Genomic DNA, 18,134 nt, shown 5'->3' on the forward strand with positions numbered 1-18,134 from the left:
CGTGCCGACAAATCCCAACATCCTCATTGTTCAGCCCCCTCTCGTTCCGTTGTACAACTGCTCCAGCATTTCATTGGAGACCGTCATCACTCTCGAGCTGGCCTGATACCCGCGCTGAATGATCAGAATGTCCCCAAACTCTTGGGCCAGATCAACGTTGGACAACTCCAGGTAACCGCCCTGGATGCGACCAAACTGCTTCTCCCCCGCTCGGCCAAACTCTGCCTTCATGGAAGAAGGCGCGTGGTAGAGCGAATTGGCGCCCGCGACCAAGGCACTTTCATCGGCGAAGTCCGCCAGCGCCAACTGGCTGCCATCACGTTTCTCGCCGTTGGCGTAGGTGAATTTAAGAATGCCCTTCTCGTCGAATGCGAAGGTATTCAGGCCGGCAACGGCGCTGCCGTCGACCACTCGTGCGCCCAGCGTATGGCTCGGTCCGCTGGCGACCTGGGAAGCCAGGTTGAAACTACCCGGTGTTCCGAAATCCAGCACAATGCTCTGGACCTTGCCATTAACCGTCAACGGAACCGACAACGTGTTGAAACCGGCAGAGGGACTGCCATCTACGCCGAAAGCGATGGTGCCAGTCTGCAACTGAGCGCCGCTCGCGTCGGAAACCGTGACGCTCCAGCTATTGGCGGGCGTCGTTTTCGGTTCGAATTTTACGCTCAGGGTATGGCTCGCACCGGTCGAGTCGAACACCTGGATGGCGTTGATCTGATGGGTCGCCTCCGTAGTACCGGTGCGCGCCAAAGCCCCCACCATCTCGACTCGGGTGGTGGCCTGCGGCGGTAAGGTGCGTTGTCCCTGGATATTGATATCGCGCAGATTCCCCGACGAGTCGATACCCGCGATGCGTTGCTGGCTGATGGTATCGACCAGATAGCCGTCCTTATCCACCTCGAATTGCCCGGCGCGGGTGTATGACAGCGCCCCCTGTTCATCGCGCAGAACGAAATAACCGGCGCCATTGACCGCTACGTTGGTGTTATTGCCCGTCTGGCGATTCTCACCCGGCTTGATACGGACTTGGGTACCTGCGATGCCTGAACCAAAGCTCTGGCCATCCTGCCCGTTGACGGCGCGATAAAAAGTATCGCTGCCTCTGTAGCCGGGCGTATTCATGTTCGACACGTTATTGGAGACGTTATCCAAGCCCTTGGCGAAGGAAAACAGGCCACTCATTCCATTAAAGAAAGCTTGCAGCATCACGCCCCCTGCCTGACCAGTTTGATTTGTGACAGCCGCACGTCAGTGAGGACCGTACCGTCGGTTCGTTTGACGGACAGCACCGGCCCGGTCGACGAAAACGCAATCGCCGTCACCGAGCCAATCGCCGTTCCACCCGTGGTTATGCTGACTTCAACTTGCCGCCCCAACAGTCCCAGGGACTGCGAAGTGGCATTCATGGACACCAGGTTGTCGGTGTTTTCGTTGGTGATCCGGGTCTGCTCAAGGTTGGCGAACTGCGCCATCTGTGCCAGGAACTCGCGATTGTTGATCGGTTCCAGCGGGTCCTGAAATGTCAGTTCGGTCAAGAACAACTTGATGAAGTCTTCCTGCCCCAGACGGCTCTGGGCCAACTCCGAGGTGGTGGAACTCAGCTCATTACCGATCGCTTCAACGGCCATCGTGTTCACCTTGGTAATCGTTCGAAAGAGGTGTTGCGCGCCAGACTTGCTGACCGTTGAGCCAGATCTGCTGCGGCCGCTCAGGCATCGATGAGGCCCGACGAGAGAGCTCGTCTATCAGCTCATCACGCTCTTGCGCGGTGAGCCGGTAGTCTCGCACCAGCAACTCGAGACCTTTACCCCGAGGGAGAAACTGAAAATGCCGATCCGGCCATTTCCCGTTCAAATAGCTCAACAGCGGATGATCGGTGGCGTCTTCAGCGCCCTGTTGCTCAATGGCAACGGGCTCGCTCCAGGGTCTATCGGGGCCTTTTGTCGAGATAGCACCGGGCATGGAGGACATCGCCGAAATCGTCGAGAAGGCGCTGGAAGGCGCTGAGTAGGCTTGCTCAGCAACGATTGAAGCAACGCTGTGCACACCCGGCTCCGCCAGGAATACATCGGGAAGATAGGACAGGTGATGCCCGGCGTGTGCACCCAGCGCGTACAGTTCAAGCGCCTCGGCAGTCATGGACGCTGACGCACCGCCGGAACGCAACTGCACGACCCGCGCCAGATCCGCTTCAGCAATGGCAGAGTGCGCGAGTCGTTGCCCCGACATCACCTGTGGGTTGCGCTGCTGACCTGCGCTGTCGTTTGAAGTCGGTGATTGATCATGCAGGCCAATTTTGCGCTCGAAGTCCTTGGCCTGTGTATCGCGAGCGGGAGGACGTTGCTGATCAGCCGCCATGGTCCACAACGATACCCCTACTTTAACGGCCATGTCCCATCCCCTGAGCTTGCTGTGCATCAAAAATGTCGATGGCTTCGTAGTCACGCACCGCTTTGTCCAGCAGCACCTGCAGTCGATCCTTGGCCTTGTCGATGAGGTCTTCGTTCACCTTGCACTGGAGCAGGTGTGACATGACCGAATGCGTCAGGCTTCGTGCCTCAATGACGGGCTGATGCGCCGCTTCAAGCCGCTGAAAAGCGGCTGTCTGCGCCAGTAAGCGCTGTTCGTGCTGGGAGGGATCGAGCATGGCGCCAATACGCCCCAACGCCTCATGGTTCGCTTGGAGGTTGTCGTAGCGAACCTGCTCCGCCTTCAGTCGATGCTCGGCTTGGGTCAACTCACGGCGACTGCGGTTGTAAGCCAGTTCTGCCTTCTCCCGCTGCATGGCACGCAAACGAGAAGCCGCCTTCAATTGCCGCGACTTGCGCCATTCATCTTGCATCGCTCACCCCCTTGCCCAGCCGCTGGAACAACTGATGAACCGTCTGCCAGGTGTTTGATGCAGCGAAATGCTCTTGAGGGGTTTGCTGCAACAACGCATCGAACTCGGGTTTCAACTCGATCATGGTGTCCAGCAGCGGCTGCGAGCCCTTTTCATAGGCGCCCAGCTCGATCAGGTCCACGCTGTTCTGATAATTGCCAAGCGCTGAACGCAGGCGCTCGACCTGGTTTTTACGCTCTTGGGTATGCAGGGCGCCCACCAATCGACTGATGCTGTGCAGCACATCAATGGCTGGCCAATGCCCACGGGCCGCCACACTGCGACTCAAGACAATATGTCCGTCGAGAATGGCCCGCATATGGTCAGCCACGGGCTCATTCATATCGTCGCCCTCGACCAACACGGTATAGACCCCCGTAATGGACCCTTGCCCATTCAACGCGCCGGCGCGCTCCATCAGCGGCGGCAACAGGGCAAATACCGAAGGCGTATAACCTCGGCTTCCCATGGGCTCGCCCGTCGAGAGTCCGATTTCACGCTGGGCCAGGGCAAACCGGGTGATCGAGTCCATGATCAGCAACACATGCTTGCCCTGGGCGCGGAACCATTCGGCGATCGTCGTCGCCGTGTAGGCTGCCTGGCGCCGCAGGACCGCCGGTTGCTCGGCAGCCGCGGCGATCACCACGGCCTTTTTCAAACCTTCCGGCCCCAGGCTGTCGCGAATGAAATCCCCCACTTCTCGACCGCGCTCGCCGATCAGGGCGATCACGATCACATCAGCTTCGGCATACTTGCTCATCATGCCCAGCAAGGTGCTTTTCCCCACACCACTGCCAGCAAAAATCCCGATTCGCTGACCACGCCCAAGCGGCGTGAAGACGTCGACGGCTTTCACACCGGTGAGCAGCGTGGTGTCGATCGGCGAACGATGCAAAGGATTGATCGGTGCCACGAAACGCGGCATGCGCGTCAGCCCTTCCGGGGCCGGCAAATCATCCAGGGGGTTGCAGGTCGCATCCAGGACACGTCCCAACAGACTGGCCCCCACGGGAACCGTGTAGGGGGTTCCACGGGCATGGACTTCGCTGGCCAGGCATAAACCATCCACCGGTCCATAAGGCATCAACAAGGTGGATTCACTGCGCAAGCCGACCACTTCAGCCGCAATGACCTCGCCACCGCGAGCCGGGTGGATGTCCACCAACTCTCCCAGCCGGACATCCAAGCCGGTGGCGTGCAGCACCATGCCCTGGATCGAACTCAAACGGCCCAGGCGCCGACACAGGCGGGCCTGGGTAAGCTGCGTCAACAGTCGACTCTCAAGCCCCTGCCACACGGCCATCTCCCCCGGTCAACACGGCTGCGACATTGCCCAGTTGCGTGTGCACACCGACATCCAACTGACCACCGCCGAAGTCGATCAGGCAACTACCGAGGGAGGCCTGCGGATCGACCTGAAACGATGCCAATAGCGCGTCATCCGGCGCCAGTCGAAGCAACGTTTCATAGTCCCCACGGGCAACACGAATCCGCATGGGACCAACCAGTTGATACTCTTCGATGGCGCGCCTCGCCAGGTCGGCGATTAACGGACGCGTTTCGGCATGCAGGTCTAAAAAGCGAGTGACCACTGCCTGTGCGAGCCGTCCTAGCGAAGGTTCCATGGCCGCCATCAACTGTTTCTGTTGCGCCCCCAAGGCTTCAACCAATCGTGCGAGTTGAAGACGTTCCGTTTCGAGCGCGGTACGCAAAGAGGCTTCCTTCTTCAGCCATTGCTGCTCTTGATGGGCCAGGGCCTCGCTCAGTTGCGTACGGGCCTGTCTGCTGCCTTCCAATAGCCCCTTCTCACGACTCTCCCGCTCAATTTGCGCGAGTTCCAGCGCGAAGGTCTCGCGCAACGTCTGCTTCACGTCCGGTTGAAGCGGTTCATTGGGCAAGGTGTTCGTTCGGATATCGGCACCCAAGGTTGGCAGACGTCGAGTCCCCAGGTTCTGGGAAGGTTGACGCAACACCGTCGACGACAGGGGCGGCTTAGGCGTGCTCATCACCCGCCTCCTGGGCATCCATCCGGGCTTTCAAACTACTCATCAGTGCCGGGGGCAACACCTGCTTGGCAAACTTGCTATCCCAACGACGGATCTCGGCACTGTTGGCTAGGCCACCCAACACTTCACGGCGTGCAGTGGGTGTTTCCAATTGAAGGACCAGCGCGCCCCAGAACGGATGCGTCGCTTTCGAAAGCCGGGCCTTGAGCGGCGCGTTGTCGGGCATCGTGCGAGGGGCCGGCGGTGTTGCCGCCAGCTCGCTCATCAGCCCGGCGACAACGGAAGGATCGTTGTTCAAGCCCAGGAGATTGATCTCCTCCAACAGCACCTCGACCTGGCGACGCTCCTCGGATTCCAGCCGCGCCAGAATCCACTCACGGTCTTCGGCATGAGAACAGGCAAGGCGAATAGCCGCTTTACGAAGCGCTGAGAACTCCATGTCAGCGCCCCTCCAACAGCCAGCGGCGCAAGTCCACCAGCAATTGCTCGCGCTCGACCGATGTCATTCGCGGCACAGTGGCGGGCACGGAAACAGACTTGCGTCGTCCTTTTGCCCAGAGCATCAACAGACCGATTGACAGGGCAGCCAGCAAGCCGACACCCAACCAGCGCGTCCATGGCAACGATAGATCAGCATTGACTGGCTCAGGTACCTCAGCGTTACTCACTGGCACCGGTTGCGCCAAGGGCTCGGCCACCTTAGGCGTATCCGGCACGGGCATATCGGGGATATACACCATCACCAAACGATCGCCCCGCTTGAGATCCAACCCCAAAGCCGCTTCAAGCAACGCCTGGATATCTTTCATTTGCGTGTCCGATACCGGTGTGCTGAGCACTACGCCAACGGTAATGCGCTCGATCTTGCCTGTCGCATGTTCGGTTTCAGCGCGCGCCTTACCCACCTCATAATCGATTTCCCGATTGTTCTGGGAGCGTTTGCTGGTGGACTCGCCACTGGAATTCTCGGTGGATTCCGTACGCTTTTCACGACGCATTTTATTCGTCAGCGGTTGCTCGCTGATGGATTTGACCCGGTCAAAATTCATCAGCACTCGCACAGACACATCGACACCATGATTGCCGAGCGGACGCGCCAGCAACTCCTCGGCCTTCAACTTGAGCGCCTGCTCGACCTGGGCCGTCAATTGCAGGTGTTCCGGTGCCGCCGCTGCGCCATCGGAGGCACTGAGTACCTGCCCATCTTCGTTGAGTACCGAAACGCGCTCAAGGGTCATGCCCTCCACCGCCGACGACACCAGTTGCTGAATCCCCCTGACCCGCTGTGGCATCAACGACCCCGCGGAACGCAGACGCACGATCACCGACGCCTTGGGTGGTTCTTCCGTCTGCTGGTAGAGGCTGGTTTTCTTGAACGTCAGGTGCACACGAGCATATTCCACTTCGGACATGCTCATGATCGTGCGCGCCAGCTCCCCTTCCATGGCCCGCTGGTAGTTGATTTTCTGGCTGAACTCCGACATGCCGTAGTCGGCCTTGTCGAACAGCTCGAACCCGGTACCGCCACGAGTCGGGATACCCGCCTCAGCCAGATACATACGGGCAGAGGCCGCATGATCGGCCAGGACTTCAATCGCACCCTGCTGTGTATTGATCCGATAGGGCACATGACGCTGACTCAATGTGGCCAAGATCTGAGCCTGGGACGCCTCGTCGGCGTTTCTGTACAACGCCACATATTGCGGTCGGATCACCCACCACGCCGACGCGGCCAGCAGACCGATAATCAGCAAGGCGCCGATCAGAAAGACGCGGGTACGACCCGCCAGGAACGAGGACACCGGTTGATTCTCCATGGTTTAGATCTGCAACCGCGTGAGTTCCTGGTAGGCATCTACCAGACGGTTGCGCACTTCCACGGCCAACTGCAGCGACAGCTTCGCCTGCTCCATGGCCATGACCAGATCGTGAGGCGCAATGTTGTCGCCCAGTGCATAAGCCGACAGCATCTGGCTGGCCTGGCCGGTTTGTGCATTCAGTTGAGTGGCACCCGACTTCAGCAAATCGACAAAGTCGGTGCCCTGAGGCCCCATCGGTCCGTCCGCCAAGGCAGCGGTCGGTGAAAGATCGGGGGGCAATGCAATAGGCGCAATGGCAGCGGTCATGTCACTTTCCAATTTCAAAGGCTTTGAGCGTCATTTCACGCAAGCTGTTGTAGGAGCGAATATTGGCTTCATAGGCACGGGTGGCCGATACCAGCGTTGCCATCTCCCTGGCCGCTTCGATGTTGGGGTAATGCACCATGCCATTCTGGTCAGCCATGGGATGGCTCGGCTCATGGACCAAGCGGCTGTCGCTACGCGCTTGAGCGTGAACCCGCGGCTGCTGCAACCCCAGTTGGCCGACAAAGCTGGTGGGTGGAGATACGCTGAGCAATGGCGAACGTTCGCCCGGCCCTATTGCCACGTTGGCGATCGCCAGGTTGTAGCTGGCGACTTCCGCCCGAGAACGCTCATACGCCATGCTCCCGCGAACGATCTCGCTGATGTTGTCCAACGGCATGCTCAGCGACCTCCCCGGACAGCCAACTGCATCAATGCGAACTGGCGTGATACGCCGTCTGCCAAGGCCTGGTAGCGACCGCTCGCGGCGGACATCTGCGCCACTTCACCGTCGAGCGCCAATGGCGTGCCCGGGGTATAGCTTTGCAAATACGGCGTCAGCTCGCTGTCCTGCAGCGAACGCAAGGCCTGGCCGAACAACTCAGGGTCGTTGTGCAAACCGCGCAAGGCGGCCATCGGCTCGTAGCCGTTGAGGCGCATCGCCTTGCCCCCCGGAACGTTGGCCATGGCGATATTGTGCGCCGCGACCTTCGCCCGCAGTTGCTCCAGGCTCATGGCAAAGCGCACGGTCTCTATTGCAAGATTCATATCGGTTGACATCAATCTTCCTTATTGAACGATGAGTTCGGCGTGCAAAGCGCCCGCCTGTTTGATGGCTTGCAACACGGTGATGACTTCTCGGGTGCTCAATCGAACCTGATTGAGGGCTTTCACCAGATCCCCCACCGTCGCGCCCTCGGCCAACTTCACTGGGCCGTGTTCTTCTTCATTCACCGTCAGCTCGGTGTCAGGCACAATCACCGTGCCGACGCTCGGCCCGGTGCGGGCCACCCACGAGGGCTGCGACACCTGGAACTTGGTGCTGATCACGACACTCAGCGAACCTTGGGAAATGCTCACCTCGCCCAATCGGACATTGGCGCCCGCCACCACCGTGCCGGTGCGTTCGTTGACCACCACCCGGGCGGCGTAGTCCGGCGCCACGGAAACGTTCTGCACCCGCGAAATCAACCGAGGCACGGTCATGCCGGCGGTCACGGGGACCTCCACTTTGGCGGCATGCACGACACGCACCCCGGGCACGCCCAACTCGCGACTCAAGGCATCGGCGATACGTTGCGCGGTGGTGTAGTCCGGCTCATTGAGAATCAGCACCAGCTTTTTCGAAACCTCATCGTTTTCCGAAAAGGCCGAACGCTCGACGCTGGCGCCCCGAGGAATGCGCCCGACGGTCGGATGGTTCTTCTGCACGGAATTTTGGTTGGCCTCAAAGACGTAGCCACCCACCGACATCGGCCCTTGGGCCAGGGCGTAGAGTTTTTCGTCCGGGCCATACAGGGGGGTCATCAACAAGGTGCCGCCGAGCAGACTGCGGGCATCGCCCAGGGAAGAAACCTCAACGTCCAGCTTGTCCCCCGACTCGCTGAACGAACGCAGATTTCCGGTGACCATCACCGCCGCCGTGTTGCGGGTATTGAGGTCACCATCGGCGACATTCACGTTGAAGTTCTTCAGGGTGTTGACCAACGACTGGCGAGTGGCCCGATTGCGGTCGGTATCGCCAGTGCCGGCCAAACCCACTACCAAGCCGTAGCCGATAATGGAGTAGTCCCGCACGCCTTGAATGCGTGTGAGTTCTTTGATCCGCACATCAGCCAACGTCGGCTGCAGCCAAAGGGCAAGCAGCAGGCCCGCAAGCAGTCGAGCAACTATTTTCATAAGATTCGCAGCCACTTGAGCACCCGAAAAACGATGTTCTGCTTCTGCGCGTCGGTCACCACACCGTCACCGACGATGTCGATTTGTGCGTCTGCCAGGCGGTAGGAAAGCACCGTGTTGTTGTAGGCGATGTCATCGGGCCGAACGAGACCGGTGATCCGCACCTGCTGTTTTTCATCGTTGACCGTCACCCGTTGCTCGCCGCTGACGCGCAACAAACCCTCGGGCAGTTGTTCAATGATCCGTACCGAAACGTTGGTACGAATCTGTCCGCTGCGGTTGGTCTGGCCGTTGCCGTTGGTATCGCCTCTCAAGCCCAGGTTCGCTTGATGGGTGTTGCTGTCCAGGCCCGTGCGCGCGGAAATGTCGGTATTGCTCTCGGCCCCGGTGCCGGCCGCACTCTGCGCCGTGGTCGACTCCACCACCAGCACCGTCAGGGTGTCGCCGAGATGGTAGCCACGGCGGTCCCCGGTCAGGGAGCGATAGCCATCGGGGTTGATCAGGCTCTGTGCGCCAGCCATACCCGGCAGCAACAGCATCAGCAGTGCTGCCTTGCGAACGTTACTGGTCCACATGAACCTCTCCTTTACCGGCGACCACCGCCAACAGGCTTGATTCGGCGCCGTCCAGCATCACCGGTACACGTTCTCCCAACACCCCCGGACGCAGCGCCTTGCCTTCGGTGCGCAGCATCAGGCCCGGGCCATAGACCACCACGGTCACCGGCGCATCGCGGTACACCAACGGCTCGGCCTTGAGGTGACGCTTGAGCACCGGCATGCCGGCATTGACCGACTGCGTCAGCCAAAGCCCTGCAAGGTCGTTGGGCAAATCGCCGGGCGCCAGTTGCGCCGCCGCCAGGTCCACCCGCTCCAAGCGCGGCTGAACATCGGCCACGGCCTGGTCGGCACGCCCATTGCGACCGTAGACCCACGCCTGCTTCCAGGCCTGGACCTTGAACCACACGGTCACCACGCTGGGCCGCTCGTGACCGCACAGCGTGCCACTCAACGCAACCGACACCCGGCTGCGAATGCCCTGACTCAACAGCCTGATCTGCGGATGCGCCATGGCCGGCAGCTCCCCCATGGGCGTGAGCTGCAGCTCAATCTCGGGCGTAGCCAACTGCGCCTGGATACGTTGGGTAGCCATGTCCAAGGCATGACTTGCCGCCGCTGCATCACAACTGGCAGCGGGCGCCGCTTGGGCATAACCCGCACTGGCGAGCCATAGCCCGAGTCCGGCCAACCAATGGCTATTCATCAGGATCAACGGCGCAGGTTATTGATGGTTTCCAGGATCTGATCACTGGCTTGCAGCAATCGCGCATTCATCTGGTAGGCACGTTGGGCCAGCACCAGCCCGCTCATCTCGTCGATCAGATTGACGTTGGACATCTCGACATAGCCTTGCAGCAACACGCCCTGACCATCCCGACCCGGCTCGGCATAAATGGCTTCGCCGCTGGCCTGTGTCGGTCGATAGAGGCCGTCGCTGAGTTTGCTCAATGCTTCGGCGCTGGCGAACTTGGCCAGTTGCACCTGACCAACGCTGATGATCTCGCCGGTCTCGGTGATGGTCGCCTGGACTTCCCCGTTCTGCTTGATCACCAGGTTGCGTGCGTCCGGCGGTACGCGCAGATCGGCCGTCAGCGTCTGCCCATCCGGCATTGCCAGTTGACCTTCGCTGTCGAGGTGAAAACGCCCCGCGCGGGTGTACGCCAACTCACCCGTCGGCAACGCCACTTCGAAGAACCCATCGCCCTGGATGGCCAGGTCCAATGCGTTGCCGCTTTCGCGGACAGTGCCTGGGCTGAAGACCTGGCTCGGCTGCGAAACCTGGATGCCCGCACCGGTCAGCAGGCTCTCGGCCATGCCACCGCCATCGTCGCGTGTCCCGACTTCGCGAACCATGTCGTGAAAGTCCACCTGGCTGCGCTTGTAGCCGATGGTCTGCATGTTCGCGACGTTGTTCGAAATGCTATCGATCCATGCCTGGTTCGCGGTCAGCCCGGAGCTGGCAATACTTAATGAGTCAATCACAAGCACATTCCTTGGTCAGTTCTTGCCAATTTGGTTGATACCGCTGTTGAGCATGCCGTCGTAGGCCGACAGCGCTCGCTGCATGGTTTCGACATGCCGCGACACTTCCATCATCTTCACCATATCGGTGCCCATGGCCGCATTCGAGCGTTCCAACAGCCCTTGATGCACCACAAAATTTTTGGCGGGTGTGATCCCGGTACTGGCCGCATACAGCCCATCGCCAACGGCGAGTAACTGCTGCGGATTGTCCACGCGGACAATGCTCAGGCGCCCTACCGGTCGATCATCGACACTGACTTCGCCACTCCCATCGATCTTGAGTATCCCATCCGCCACCTGCAGCGGACCGTCGTCGGCCAATACCGGGTACCCCGCCCTGCTGACCAGATAACCGGCCTTGTCGACCTGGAAACGGCCATCGCGACTCAACAACACACCGCCCGGTGTCTTGATCGCAAACCAGGCATCGCCCGCCAGCGCCAGGTCCGTGGCCCGCCCGGTGTGTTGCAACGCACCGCCGTCGGTGCTGATCCAGGTCTGCACCTGGATGTCATCCAGCCCGCCGGCGACACCAGGGCCGGCCACGTTGGAAGCCATGACGTTGAAGGTGCGCTCGGCCTTGTAGCCAACGGTATTGGCGTTGGCGACGTTCTGCGACACCGCTTTCAGATTGTCGATATCACGCTGGATAACCCCAGCCAGTTGCATGATCAAATCGCTCATGGGGACTCCAGGCTGGGGAAACCGGGCAGGTCAATCATGCCCGCCGAGGTGACGCGGGCGTGCTGCCCCACTTCATTGACCGACAGCACCGCCATGTGCGGCACGGCGCGCGACATGAAGGCCCGCAAGACCCGGCGCAACGGTGCCGCGCACAACAGCACCGGCTGCTTGTTGCCACTGAGTTGCCGTTCGGCTTCCCGGGCGACGGTGGTGACGAAACGCTCCAGTTCCTGGGCCGGCAACAATGCCGATTGCAGGCCTTCGCGAGGACGCGAGGCCGCCAGCATGTAGCCTTCCAGTTGCGGTGCGATCGTCAACACGTTGAGCTCGCCGTTCTTATCCACCAGACGCTCATACAAGGCCGCCCCCAGGCGCTCACGCACCCGCTCGGCAAGGTCTTCGGCGTTCTTGTTGCTGCGTCCCGCATCCACCAGCACTTCGAGAATCGTCTCAAGATTGCGGATAGACACCTGCTCGCGCAGCAACAGTTGCAGCACCCGCTGGATGTCCGAGTAGCTGAGGACCTGAGGTACCAGTTCATCCACCAAGCTGCCCAAGCCCGCGCGTTTTTTCTCGATCAGTCGCTCGGTCTCGGCACGGGTCAGAAACTCCGGCGCATAGCGGCGGGCCAGCTCGGACAAATGGGTCAGCAACACGGTGTCGGGCTCGACCAGGGTGTACCCCGCCGTGCGCGCCTGGGCCCGTTGCGCCACTTCGATCCAGAGCGCCTTGAGCCCGTAGGTAGGTTCCTTGGTGGCCCGCCCTTCGAGCACCAGCGTTGCGCCGCCGGGGTTGATCGCCAGTAACTTATCGAACTCCAACTCGCCCGCGGCAATCACCGCGCCCTGTACACAGACCTGGTAGGTGCCATTGGCCAGCTTCTTGTCGGCGTGCACGTTGAGCGATGGCAAGGCAAAGCCATAATCCTTGGCGAACTGCTTGCGCAGGTTTTCGATGCGCAGGCTCAAGGTGCTGGTAGCGGCGAGGACGTGAGCCGCGAGGTCGGCACTCAAACGCAGTTCAAACGCATCGGTGTTCATCAATGCGTAGACGTCGCTGGATTCGCTGTCTTGCCCGGACAGCAGGTCCTGCTCCGGGTCCTCGCCTGCGCTGGCCTTGCCCCGTAACTTGCGGTAGGAAAACCACGCCGCCGCGGCAAACGCGCAAAACAGCATCATCAGTGGAACCAAGGGCAACCCTGGCATCATCGCCAGGAACAGCGTAACCAGCGCCACCACCACCAGGGTCTTGGGATAAGCCGACACCTGGCGCCCCAGCTCTGGCCCCAGCCGAGCATCGGTCGCGGCGCGGGTGATGATGATGCCCGCCGCCACGGCGATAATCAGCGACGGAATCTGCGTCACGATGCCGTCGCCGACCGTCAGCAACGTGTAGTGATGCAACGCATCGCCCCAGCTCTGGCCCTTCTGCAGAATGCCGACCGAGAGGCCGCCGATGATGTTGATCGCGATGATCACGATACCGGCAATCGCGTCGCCCTTGACGAACTTGGAGGCGCCATCCATGGCTCCATAGAAGTTCGACTCACGCTCCAACTGGCTGCGCCGACGCTTGGCTTCTTCCTGGTCGATGATGCCCATGTTCAGGTCAGCATCGATGCTCATCTGCTTACCCGGCAACGAATCCAGGGTGAAACGAGCGGCGACCTCGGCCACGCGTTGGGCACCGCTGGTGACCACCACGTATTGCACCACCACCAGGATCAGGAAAATCACAAAGCCGATCACATAGTTGCCACCCACCACGTGGGTGCCCACCGCCGCGATGACCAGCCCGGCATCGCCATCGGTGAGGATCAGCCGCGTCGCGGAGATATTCAGGGCCAAGCGAAACAAGGTGGTCATCAACAACAGCGACGGAAAGGTCGAAAAGCTCAACGGCTTATCGATGTCGAACGTCACCAGCAGCACCATCAACGCGACGGCAAAGTTGGTCAGCAACAGCAGATCCAACAACCATGTTGGAATAGGCGTGAACAACACCAGCAAAATGCCAATGACCGCCACGGCCAGCAGCAGATCGCTGCCCTCGGACAGCAGGCGCGACAACAGTGGCTTCATGGCGCAAGCACCTTATTGCCTGGCAGCGCGATCACCCAGCGGTAGATACGCGCGACATCGGCCTGGGTCGAATCCGGAATCGCCGAATCGACCCGCGCCAGGGCGTGCAGCGCCCGCGCCAAGGGCGGACGACGCAAAATCGGCACCTGGTGCTTCCGCGCAACATGACAGATACGCCGGGCATGCAAGCCACGCCCCATGGCCAGCACCTTGGGTGCGAGCATGCTCGAAGGCCGGTATTGCAAAGCCACCGCGTAATGCGTCGGGTTGGTGATGATGACGTCGGCATCCTTGACTTGGCCCAGCGCGGCGGCCTTTTTCAGCAGCGCCTGCTGGATGCCTTTGCGCTTGGCGCGCACTTCAGGATCGCCCTCGCGGCGGCGATGTTCATCCTTGGTTTCCCGACGGCTCATGCGCATCTGCCGCCCAAACTCGCGTCGCGAATACCAGATATCAAACAGCGCCGCCGCCGCCATCACCGCCAGCACGGTAAACCCCAACTGCATCAGCAATTGCTTGCCGGCCTGGGGCAACTCCAGGGGCGATATCGTCGCCATGCCGAACAGTTGCGGCAGCACGCTTTGGAACAGGTAATACAAGACCAACGAAAACAGCGCGCCCTTGACCAGCACCTTGATCAGCTCGACGAACATGCGTCGCGAAAAGAGTTTCTTCAGGCCCTGGATCGGATGGAGTCGCTTGAAGTCGGGCTTCAAGGCCGTCATTGAAAACACCGGACCGCTGAACAGCAGATTCGTCAGGATCGCCATCAACACCAGCGCACCAATCAACGGCAACAATCCGTACACCACCTGTCGCAAGCTGTAGCCGCCCTGCTCGCCCAGGTAACCAAAGCCTTGCCCCAACTGCCCGGCGTTGCCCAACCACCAATGGGTGTGAGCAGCAATGACACTCGCCAAGGGATAAGCAATGGCCGAAAAGACCATCAGGAACGTCAACAACATGATGAAGGACAACAGATCGGGGCTGCGAGGCACCTGCCCTTTCTTGCGGGCCTCTTCGAGTTTGTAGGGCGTGGCCTCTTCGCTCTTGTCCTGCTGATCGCTCATTGAACACCCGCCGGCGACAGGGCAAACCGCAAGGCGTTTTCAATCAGCAGCGGCAAACGCTGCACGATCATCGGCAAGGTCAGGATAAAAATGAACATGCCCACGCCCAACTTGAGGGGCAAGGACAGGAAATAGACATTGGCCTGGGGCATGGAACGGGACAAAAACGCAAACGCCACATCGATCAGCCACAACCCGAGGATCACCGGCACGACAATCATGAACGCCAGCAAAAACTGCTGCGTCATGACCGTCGCCAAAGACACGGACAACGTGGTCAGCGACACACTGCCGGGCGGAACCGCCACCAGCAACTGAGCGAACACCCTGAGCAAGTCGTGATGCAAATTGAGCACGACAAACAGCGCTCCCAACGACCAGCTGAGTAAATCAGCCATCAAACCAGTCATGTTGGAAGTACCCGGGTCAAAAACGCCCGCGGCATTCAAGCCGATTTGAGTGTCGATCAACTTACCGGCCATATCGACACCGGCATGGGCGGCATGAAAACCGAACGCCATCAACACACCCAGCAGCAACTCGCCCAACACCACCGGCAGTGTGAAAACAGGGGCCTGGGTGAGCGTCATGCTACCGACCAACACAGCGGACAACGCCAGTGCCAGGATCAACCGGACGGTCAATGGAATGCGCGAAAAAAACACGATCGGCGAAACCACCACGAGCGGAATCAACCTGACCGACACGAGAAGCGCATTAAGGAAGAAGGACGTCAGCACACACTCACACCAAAAAACGCGGCTAGAAACTAGCGGCCTGAGTTAATGCACTGAGTGCGAATTGTTTGAGGACCGTCAACATCCAACCACCAAAAACCAGCAACATGACCACCGTCACGATCAGTTTGGGGATGAAGGTCAGGGTCATTTCCTGGATCTGGGTCGCGACTTGCAGGATGCTGACTAAAAGGCCAACGATCAGGATGGCCAGAAGTAGCGGAGCAGCCACCATCGCGGAGGTCAGCAGCGCTTCCTTGAGCGCGTAGAGCATGAAATCCTGCGTCATCCATAACCCCGACTGAGCTAGATCCAAGGTGCGCTCTGGGCGCGCCACAGCCTGAATGGCAGATCGCCATTGTTTTGCCATGGTAGCGATATAGTGTCAGGGGATGCAACAGGATGTTACTGGATGGGGACGAATGGTGGTGCTTGGGTCTGCGCCAGTCAGGAGGGCTCAGATTTGCCTATGCGTCGCGCCTACGATGAGGCGCCCGAGGGGATTCAATGCTGCTATCGGCGCGAGTTGCCCAAACATACTTACATTGAATTTTTATAGTAATCTTCGATCTTAAAAACAGCATCACGCAAGTTGCTACTTACCGCCCATTCGCCAACTTCTCGGCTTAATCCAAGATCCATCGCCTGAGAAAAATCGCCTTTTGATGGTCTCGGGAGTGCGCCAGAAAGAGCCAACTTACGAAAACCCTTGAGGTTTTTCACCGTTGTCTCAGCAGCTTGAATAATGAAGGGATCTTTGGTGTCGATTTTATTTTTTTCAGCGATAGAGAGTGCGATATCAAGCAACTGCACGAACTCTTTCACAGCAACATCACCAGCGATCATCTACGTACACTCCGAATCCTTTAATGATCCAGAGGATCAAAATATATAAAACGATACCGAACGTTTAAATCTACCTGGCGTTGCTTACTCACTGCGTGTTGAGCTTCACGTCACGATATCGCTCAGCCTCAGCTCGCTTAGACTACGTAGCAGATGGCCATCAACGTGGCTATGGTAGCGAAATTTGTTTTGGGGGTGCAACAGAATGTTACGGAATGAATGCGTGGATTGGTGATGGTGTTTTCGCTGTGATGGCTGGGCTTGGAATACTGGCGCAGCGGATGAGAAACGGCAGGAAGTGGGGCATTTTGTGGGGTTCCCCCGGGGTCGGAAACGAGGGAACAAACCACGATTTGAGTTCACCTGTAATCGGTCCACCCCATACTCGTGGTCTGTCCCCGCCTTCCCCCGCCCCGACGAATCAGGATGCTTGCAGTCTCGGTGCGAAGAAAACGGGGACAGGAAAACGGGGACAGACCACGTTTTCCAACTAAGACAGTGATCGCTTTCCAGGACGTCCCGGATGGCCTCGCTGAGCTCGCCGTCCGATCACTGCTTCAATTTCATTAGCAAATCGAGAGCCACCAAGCACATAGTTACCATTAGTGGCGGCCCGAATCTGGTCAACCAGCCCCACCTCCAGCTCGTTTCTAAAAAGCTCCCTGTAAGCTTCGGCAGTCGATTTGTTTGGCCCTCCAAGCGACAGATACTGAGCATGCGGGGTAGTAAAATACGAAAACTCTGATTGTGCGTCAGCACGATAACTCGACCAACGATACTCCGCCGGATGCGTTACCATTCTAGCCCGGACAGGATTCATTTCTATATAACGATAGCAGGCCAAAACATAGCTTTCACTTTGAACAAGGCATGAACGAAAGCGCCCCTCCCATAGGGTCCCACTGCGTCCATATGTACGATTCACGTACTGCACATATCTCTGCCCTATTCCCTTCATAAGCGAACCCGCACTACTTTGCTCTTGAGGGCTGACTAACAAATGCACATGATTACTCATCAAACACCACGCATGAACCTCACATCCACTTTTGCTGGCTTGCTCAGCGAGGAGTTCCATATAAAAAAGATAATCATCATCCGAGAAAAAACAAACCGATCGATTATTCCCTCGTTGAATTAGATGCAAGGGGACGCCCGGTATCAAGACGCGCGCTCTGCGTGGCATATGGAGAGTCCTTTCAAACAAGTCGGACCAAAAGCTTAGCCAACCCAAGAAAAGACATCACCTCTTTCTATTTCCTACTGTTTCAGTCAATCAAAATACTTCACAGAAAACGTGGTCTGTCCCCGTTTCCCCTCTTGTTTCCCCACGTTCCAAGGATCCGCTGATCAAATGTCAATAGTCAATTCGCTGCTCACCTCGCTTACCAAAATTAACAATGCGGGCCAACTGAAACCCCATTGGAAGTACCTTATCTCGAATCAACTGAAACACTGCATCGTCCAGAGCATCAGGTGTAACCAAGTCCGCTGAAATGTGAATCCAGTACGGTAGGTCTTCATGCACATCTTCGTCTGATATAGCGACAGAGAAAGTCATGTTACCAAGAGAACCCTTAAAATAATAACCATCAACGTAGTTACCGCTCTCGCGCTCCTCCCCATCATTAACGCCTAGAGCTTCAAAGAACGATTTCGCAAATGGTCGCAACCCCACGAAACTAGGGTGCATACCCAGCAGATTTACATATTGCATTTA

23 protein-coding genes are annotated in these 18,134 nt (G+C 58.8%); all 23 read right to left on the bottom strand.

Translation table 11 applies throughout. The features are described 5' to 3' along the window. Window positions 1–30 precede the first annotated feature (30 nt). The 23 genes from flgF to PBDP_RS17345 all read right to left on the bottom strand — a co-directional run bounded on the left by flgF (window position 31) and on the right by PBDP_RS17345 (window position 18,131). Window positions 31–1,209, bottom strand: coding sequence for a flagellar basal-body rod protein FlgF (gene flgF / locus PBDP_RS17235; protein WP_212801020.1), 1,179 nt, complete (start codon window positions 1,207–1,209; stop codon window positions 31–33). After that, window positions 1,209–1,631 (bottom strand): flagellar hook assembly protein FlgD, encoded by a 423-nt coding sequence (locus PBDP_RS17240; protein ID WP_013693099.1) that lies wholly within the window; start codon window positions 1,629–1,631, stop codon window positions 1,209–1,211. Before PBDP_RS17240 ends, flgF begins: the two co-directional genes overlap by 1 nt. Then, window positions 1,621–2,394, bottom strand: coding sequence for a hypothetical protein (locus PBDP_RS17245; protein ID WP_249411797.1), 774 nt, complete (start codon window positions 2,392–2,394; stop codon window positions 1,621–1,623). Before PBDP_RS17245 ends, PBDP_RS17240 begins: the two co-directional genes overlap by 11 nt. Continuing rightward, window positions 2,384–2,845, bottom strand: a complete 462-nt coding sequence (locus PBDP_RS17250) for a hypothetical protein (RefSeq protein WP_212801021.1) — start codon at window positions 2,843–2,845, stop codon at window positions 2,384–2,386. Before PBDP_RS17250 ends, PBDP_RS17245 begins: the two co-directional genes overlap by 11 nt. Beyond that, window positions 2,835–4,154, bottom strand: a complete 1,320-nt coding sequence (locus tag PBDP_RS17255; RefSeq protein WP_249411798.1) for a FliI/YscN family ATPase — start codon at window positions 4,152–4,154, stop codon at window positions 2,835–2,837. Before PBDP_RS17255 ends, PBDP_RS17250 begins: the two co-directional genes overlap by 11 nt. A gap of 10 nt (window positions 4,155–4,164) precedes the next feature. Further along, window positions 4,165–4,890, bottom strand: a complete 726-nt coding sequence (locus PBDP_RS17260) for a FliH/SctL family protein (protein WP_212801023.1) — start codon at window positions 4,888–4,890, stop codon at window positions 4,165–4,167. Further along, on the bottom strand, window positions 4,877–5,329 hold the full coding sequence (locus PBDP_RS17265) for a hypothetical protein (RefSeq protein WP_212801024.1): 453 nt from the start codon (window positions 5,327–5,329) through the stop codon (window positions 4,877–4,879). Before PBDP_RS17265 ends, PBDP_RS17260 begins: the two co-directional genes overlap by 14 nt. Before the next feature lies 1 nt (window position 5,330). Then, window positions 5,331–6,707 carry a flagellar basal-body MS-ring/collar protein FliF gene (gene fliF / locus PBDP_RS17270; RefSeq protein WP_212801025.1) on the bottom strand — a complete coding sequence of 459 codons (1,377 nt, stop codon included), beginning with the start codon at window positions 6,705–6,707 and terminating at the stop codon, window positions 5,331–5,333. A gap of 3 nt (window positions 6,708–6,710) precedes the next feature. After that, a complete protein-coding gene (fliE, locus tag PBDP_RS17275) occupies window positions 6,711–7,016 on the bottom strand; it encodes a flagellar hook-basal body complex protein FliE (RefSeq protein ID WP_212801026.1) in 306 nt (101 codons plus the stop codon). Window position 7,017: 1 nt separating this feature from the next. Next, window positions 7,018–7,413, bottom strand: coding sequence for a flagellar basal body rod protein FlgC (locus PBDP_RS17280; protein ID WP_092461678.1), 396 nt, complete (start codon window positions 7,411–7,413; stop codon window positions 7,018–7,020). A gap of 2 nt (window positions 7,414–7,415) precedes the next feature. After that, entirely contained in the window at window positions 7,416–7,793 is a 378-nt protein-coding gene (locus tag PBDP_RS17285; protein ID WP_212801027.1) for a hypothetical protein, read from the bottom strand. A gap of 9 nt (window positions 7,794–7,802) precedes the next feature. Beyond that, window positions 7,803–8,912, bottom strand: coding sequence for a flagellar basal body P-ring protein FlgI (locus tag PBDP_RS17290; RefSeq protein ID WP_212801028.1), 1,110 nt, complete (start codon window positions 8,910–8,912; stop codon window positions 7,803–7,805). Then, window positions 8,909–9,487, bottom strand: a complete 579-nt coding sequence (locus PBDP_RS17295) for a flagellar basal body L-ring protein FlgH (RefSeq protein WP_212801029.1) — start codon at window positions 9,485–9,487, stop codon at window positions 8,909–8,911. Before PBDP_RS17295 ends, PBDP_RS17290 begins: the two co-directional genes overlap by 4 nt. Then, window positions 9,474–10,175, bottom strand: a complete 702-nt coding sequence (flgA, locus tag PBDP_RS17300; protein ID WP_212801030.1) for a flagellar basal body P-ring formation chaperone FlgA — start codon at window positions 10,173–10,175, stop codon at window positions 9,474–9,476. The genes PBDP_RS17295 and flgA overlap by 14 nt, the downstream gene beginning before the upstream one ends. A 5-nt stretch (window positions 10,176–10,180) precedes the next feature. Then, a complete protein-coding gene (locus PBDP_RS17305) occupies window positions 10,181–10,954 on the bottom strand; it encodes a flagellar hook-basal body protein (RefSeq protein WP_212801031.1) in 774 nt (257 codons plus the stop codon). 15 nt (window positions 10,955–10,969) lie between these two features. Further along, on the bottom strand, window positions 10,970–11,680 hold the full coding sequence (locus PBDP_RS17310; protein ID WP_212801032.1) for a flagellar hook-basal body protein: 711 nt from the start codon (window positions 11,678–11,680) through the stop codon (window positions 10,970–10,972). Beyond that, window positions 11,677–13,761, bottom strand: coding sequence for a flagellar biosynthesis protein FlhA (locus PBDP_RS17315; RefSeq protein ID WP_212801033.1), 2,085 nt, complete (start codon window positions 13,759–13,761; stop codon window positions 11,677–11,679). The genes PBDP_RS17310 and PBDP_RS17315 overlap by 4 nt, the downstream gene beginning before the upstream one ends. Continuing rightward, window positions 13,758–14,831 (bottom strand): EscU/YscU/HrcU family type III secretion system export apparatus switch protein, encoded by a 1,074-nt coding sequence (locus tag PBDP_RS17320; protein WP_212801034.1) that lies wholly within the window; start codon window positions 14,829–14,831, stop codon window positions 13,758–13,760. The genes PBDP_RS17315 and PBDP_RS17320 overlap by 4 nt, the downstream gene beginning before the upstream one ends. Beyond that, window positions 14,828–15,538 carry a flagellar biosynthetic protein FliR gene (locus tag PBDP_RS17325; RefSeq protein WP_249411799.1) on the bottom strand — a complete coding sequence of 237 codons (711 nt, stop codon included), beginning with the start codon at window positions 15,536–15,538 and terminating at the stop codon, window positions 14,828–14,830. The genes PBDP_RS17320 and PBDP_RS17325 overlap by 4 nt, the downstream gene beginning before the upstream one ends. 55 nt (window positions 15,539–15,593) lie before the next feature. Further along, entirely contained in the window at window positions 15,594–15,857 is a 264-nt protein-coding gene (locus PBDP_RS17330; protein ID WP_013693081.1) for a flagellar biosynthetic protein FliQ, read from the bottom strand. 251 nt (window positions 15,858–16,108) lie between these two features. Further along, complete coding sequence (locus PBDP_RS17335) at window positions 16,109–16,414, bottom strand: hypothetical protein (protein WP_212801036.1); 306 nt, start codon at window positions 16,412–16,414, stop codon at window positions 16,109–16,111. Between the two features lie 490 nt (window positions 16,415–16,904). After that, complete coding sequence (locus PBDP_RS17340) at window positions 16,905–17,561, bottom strand: transposase (protein WP_249411800.1); 657 nt, start codon at window positions 17,559–17,561, stop codon at window positions 16,905–16,907. Between the two features lie 210 nt (window positions 17,562–17,771). Beyond that, a complete protein-coding gene (locus PBDP_RS17345; RefSeq protein ID WP_249411801.1) occupies window positions 17,772–18,131 on the bottom strand; it encodes a hypothetical protein in 360 nt (119 codons plus the stop codon). Window positions 18,132–18,134: the final 3 nt, after the last annotated feature.

Origin of the sequence: Pseudomonas sp. St290 (genome assembly GCF_018325805.1) — a bacterium.
Taxonomy (GTDB): domain Bacteria; phylum Pseudomonadota; class Gammaproteobacteria; order Pseudomonadales; family Pseudomonadaceae; genus Aquipseudomonas; species Aquipseudomonas bijieensis.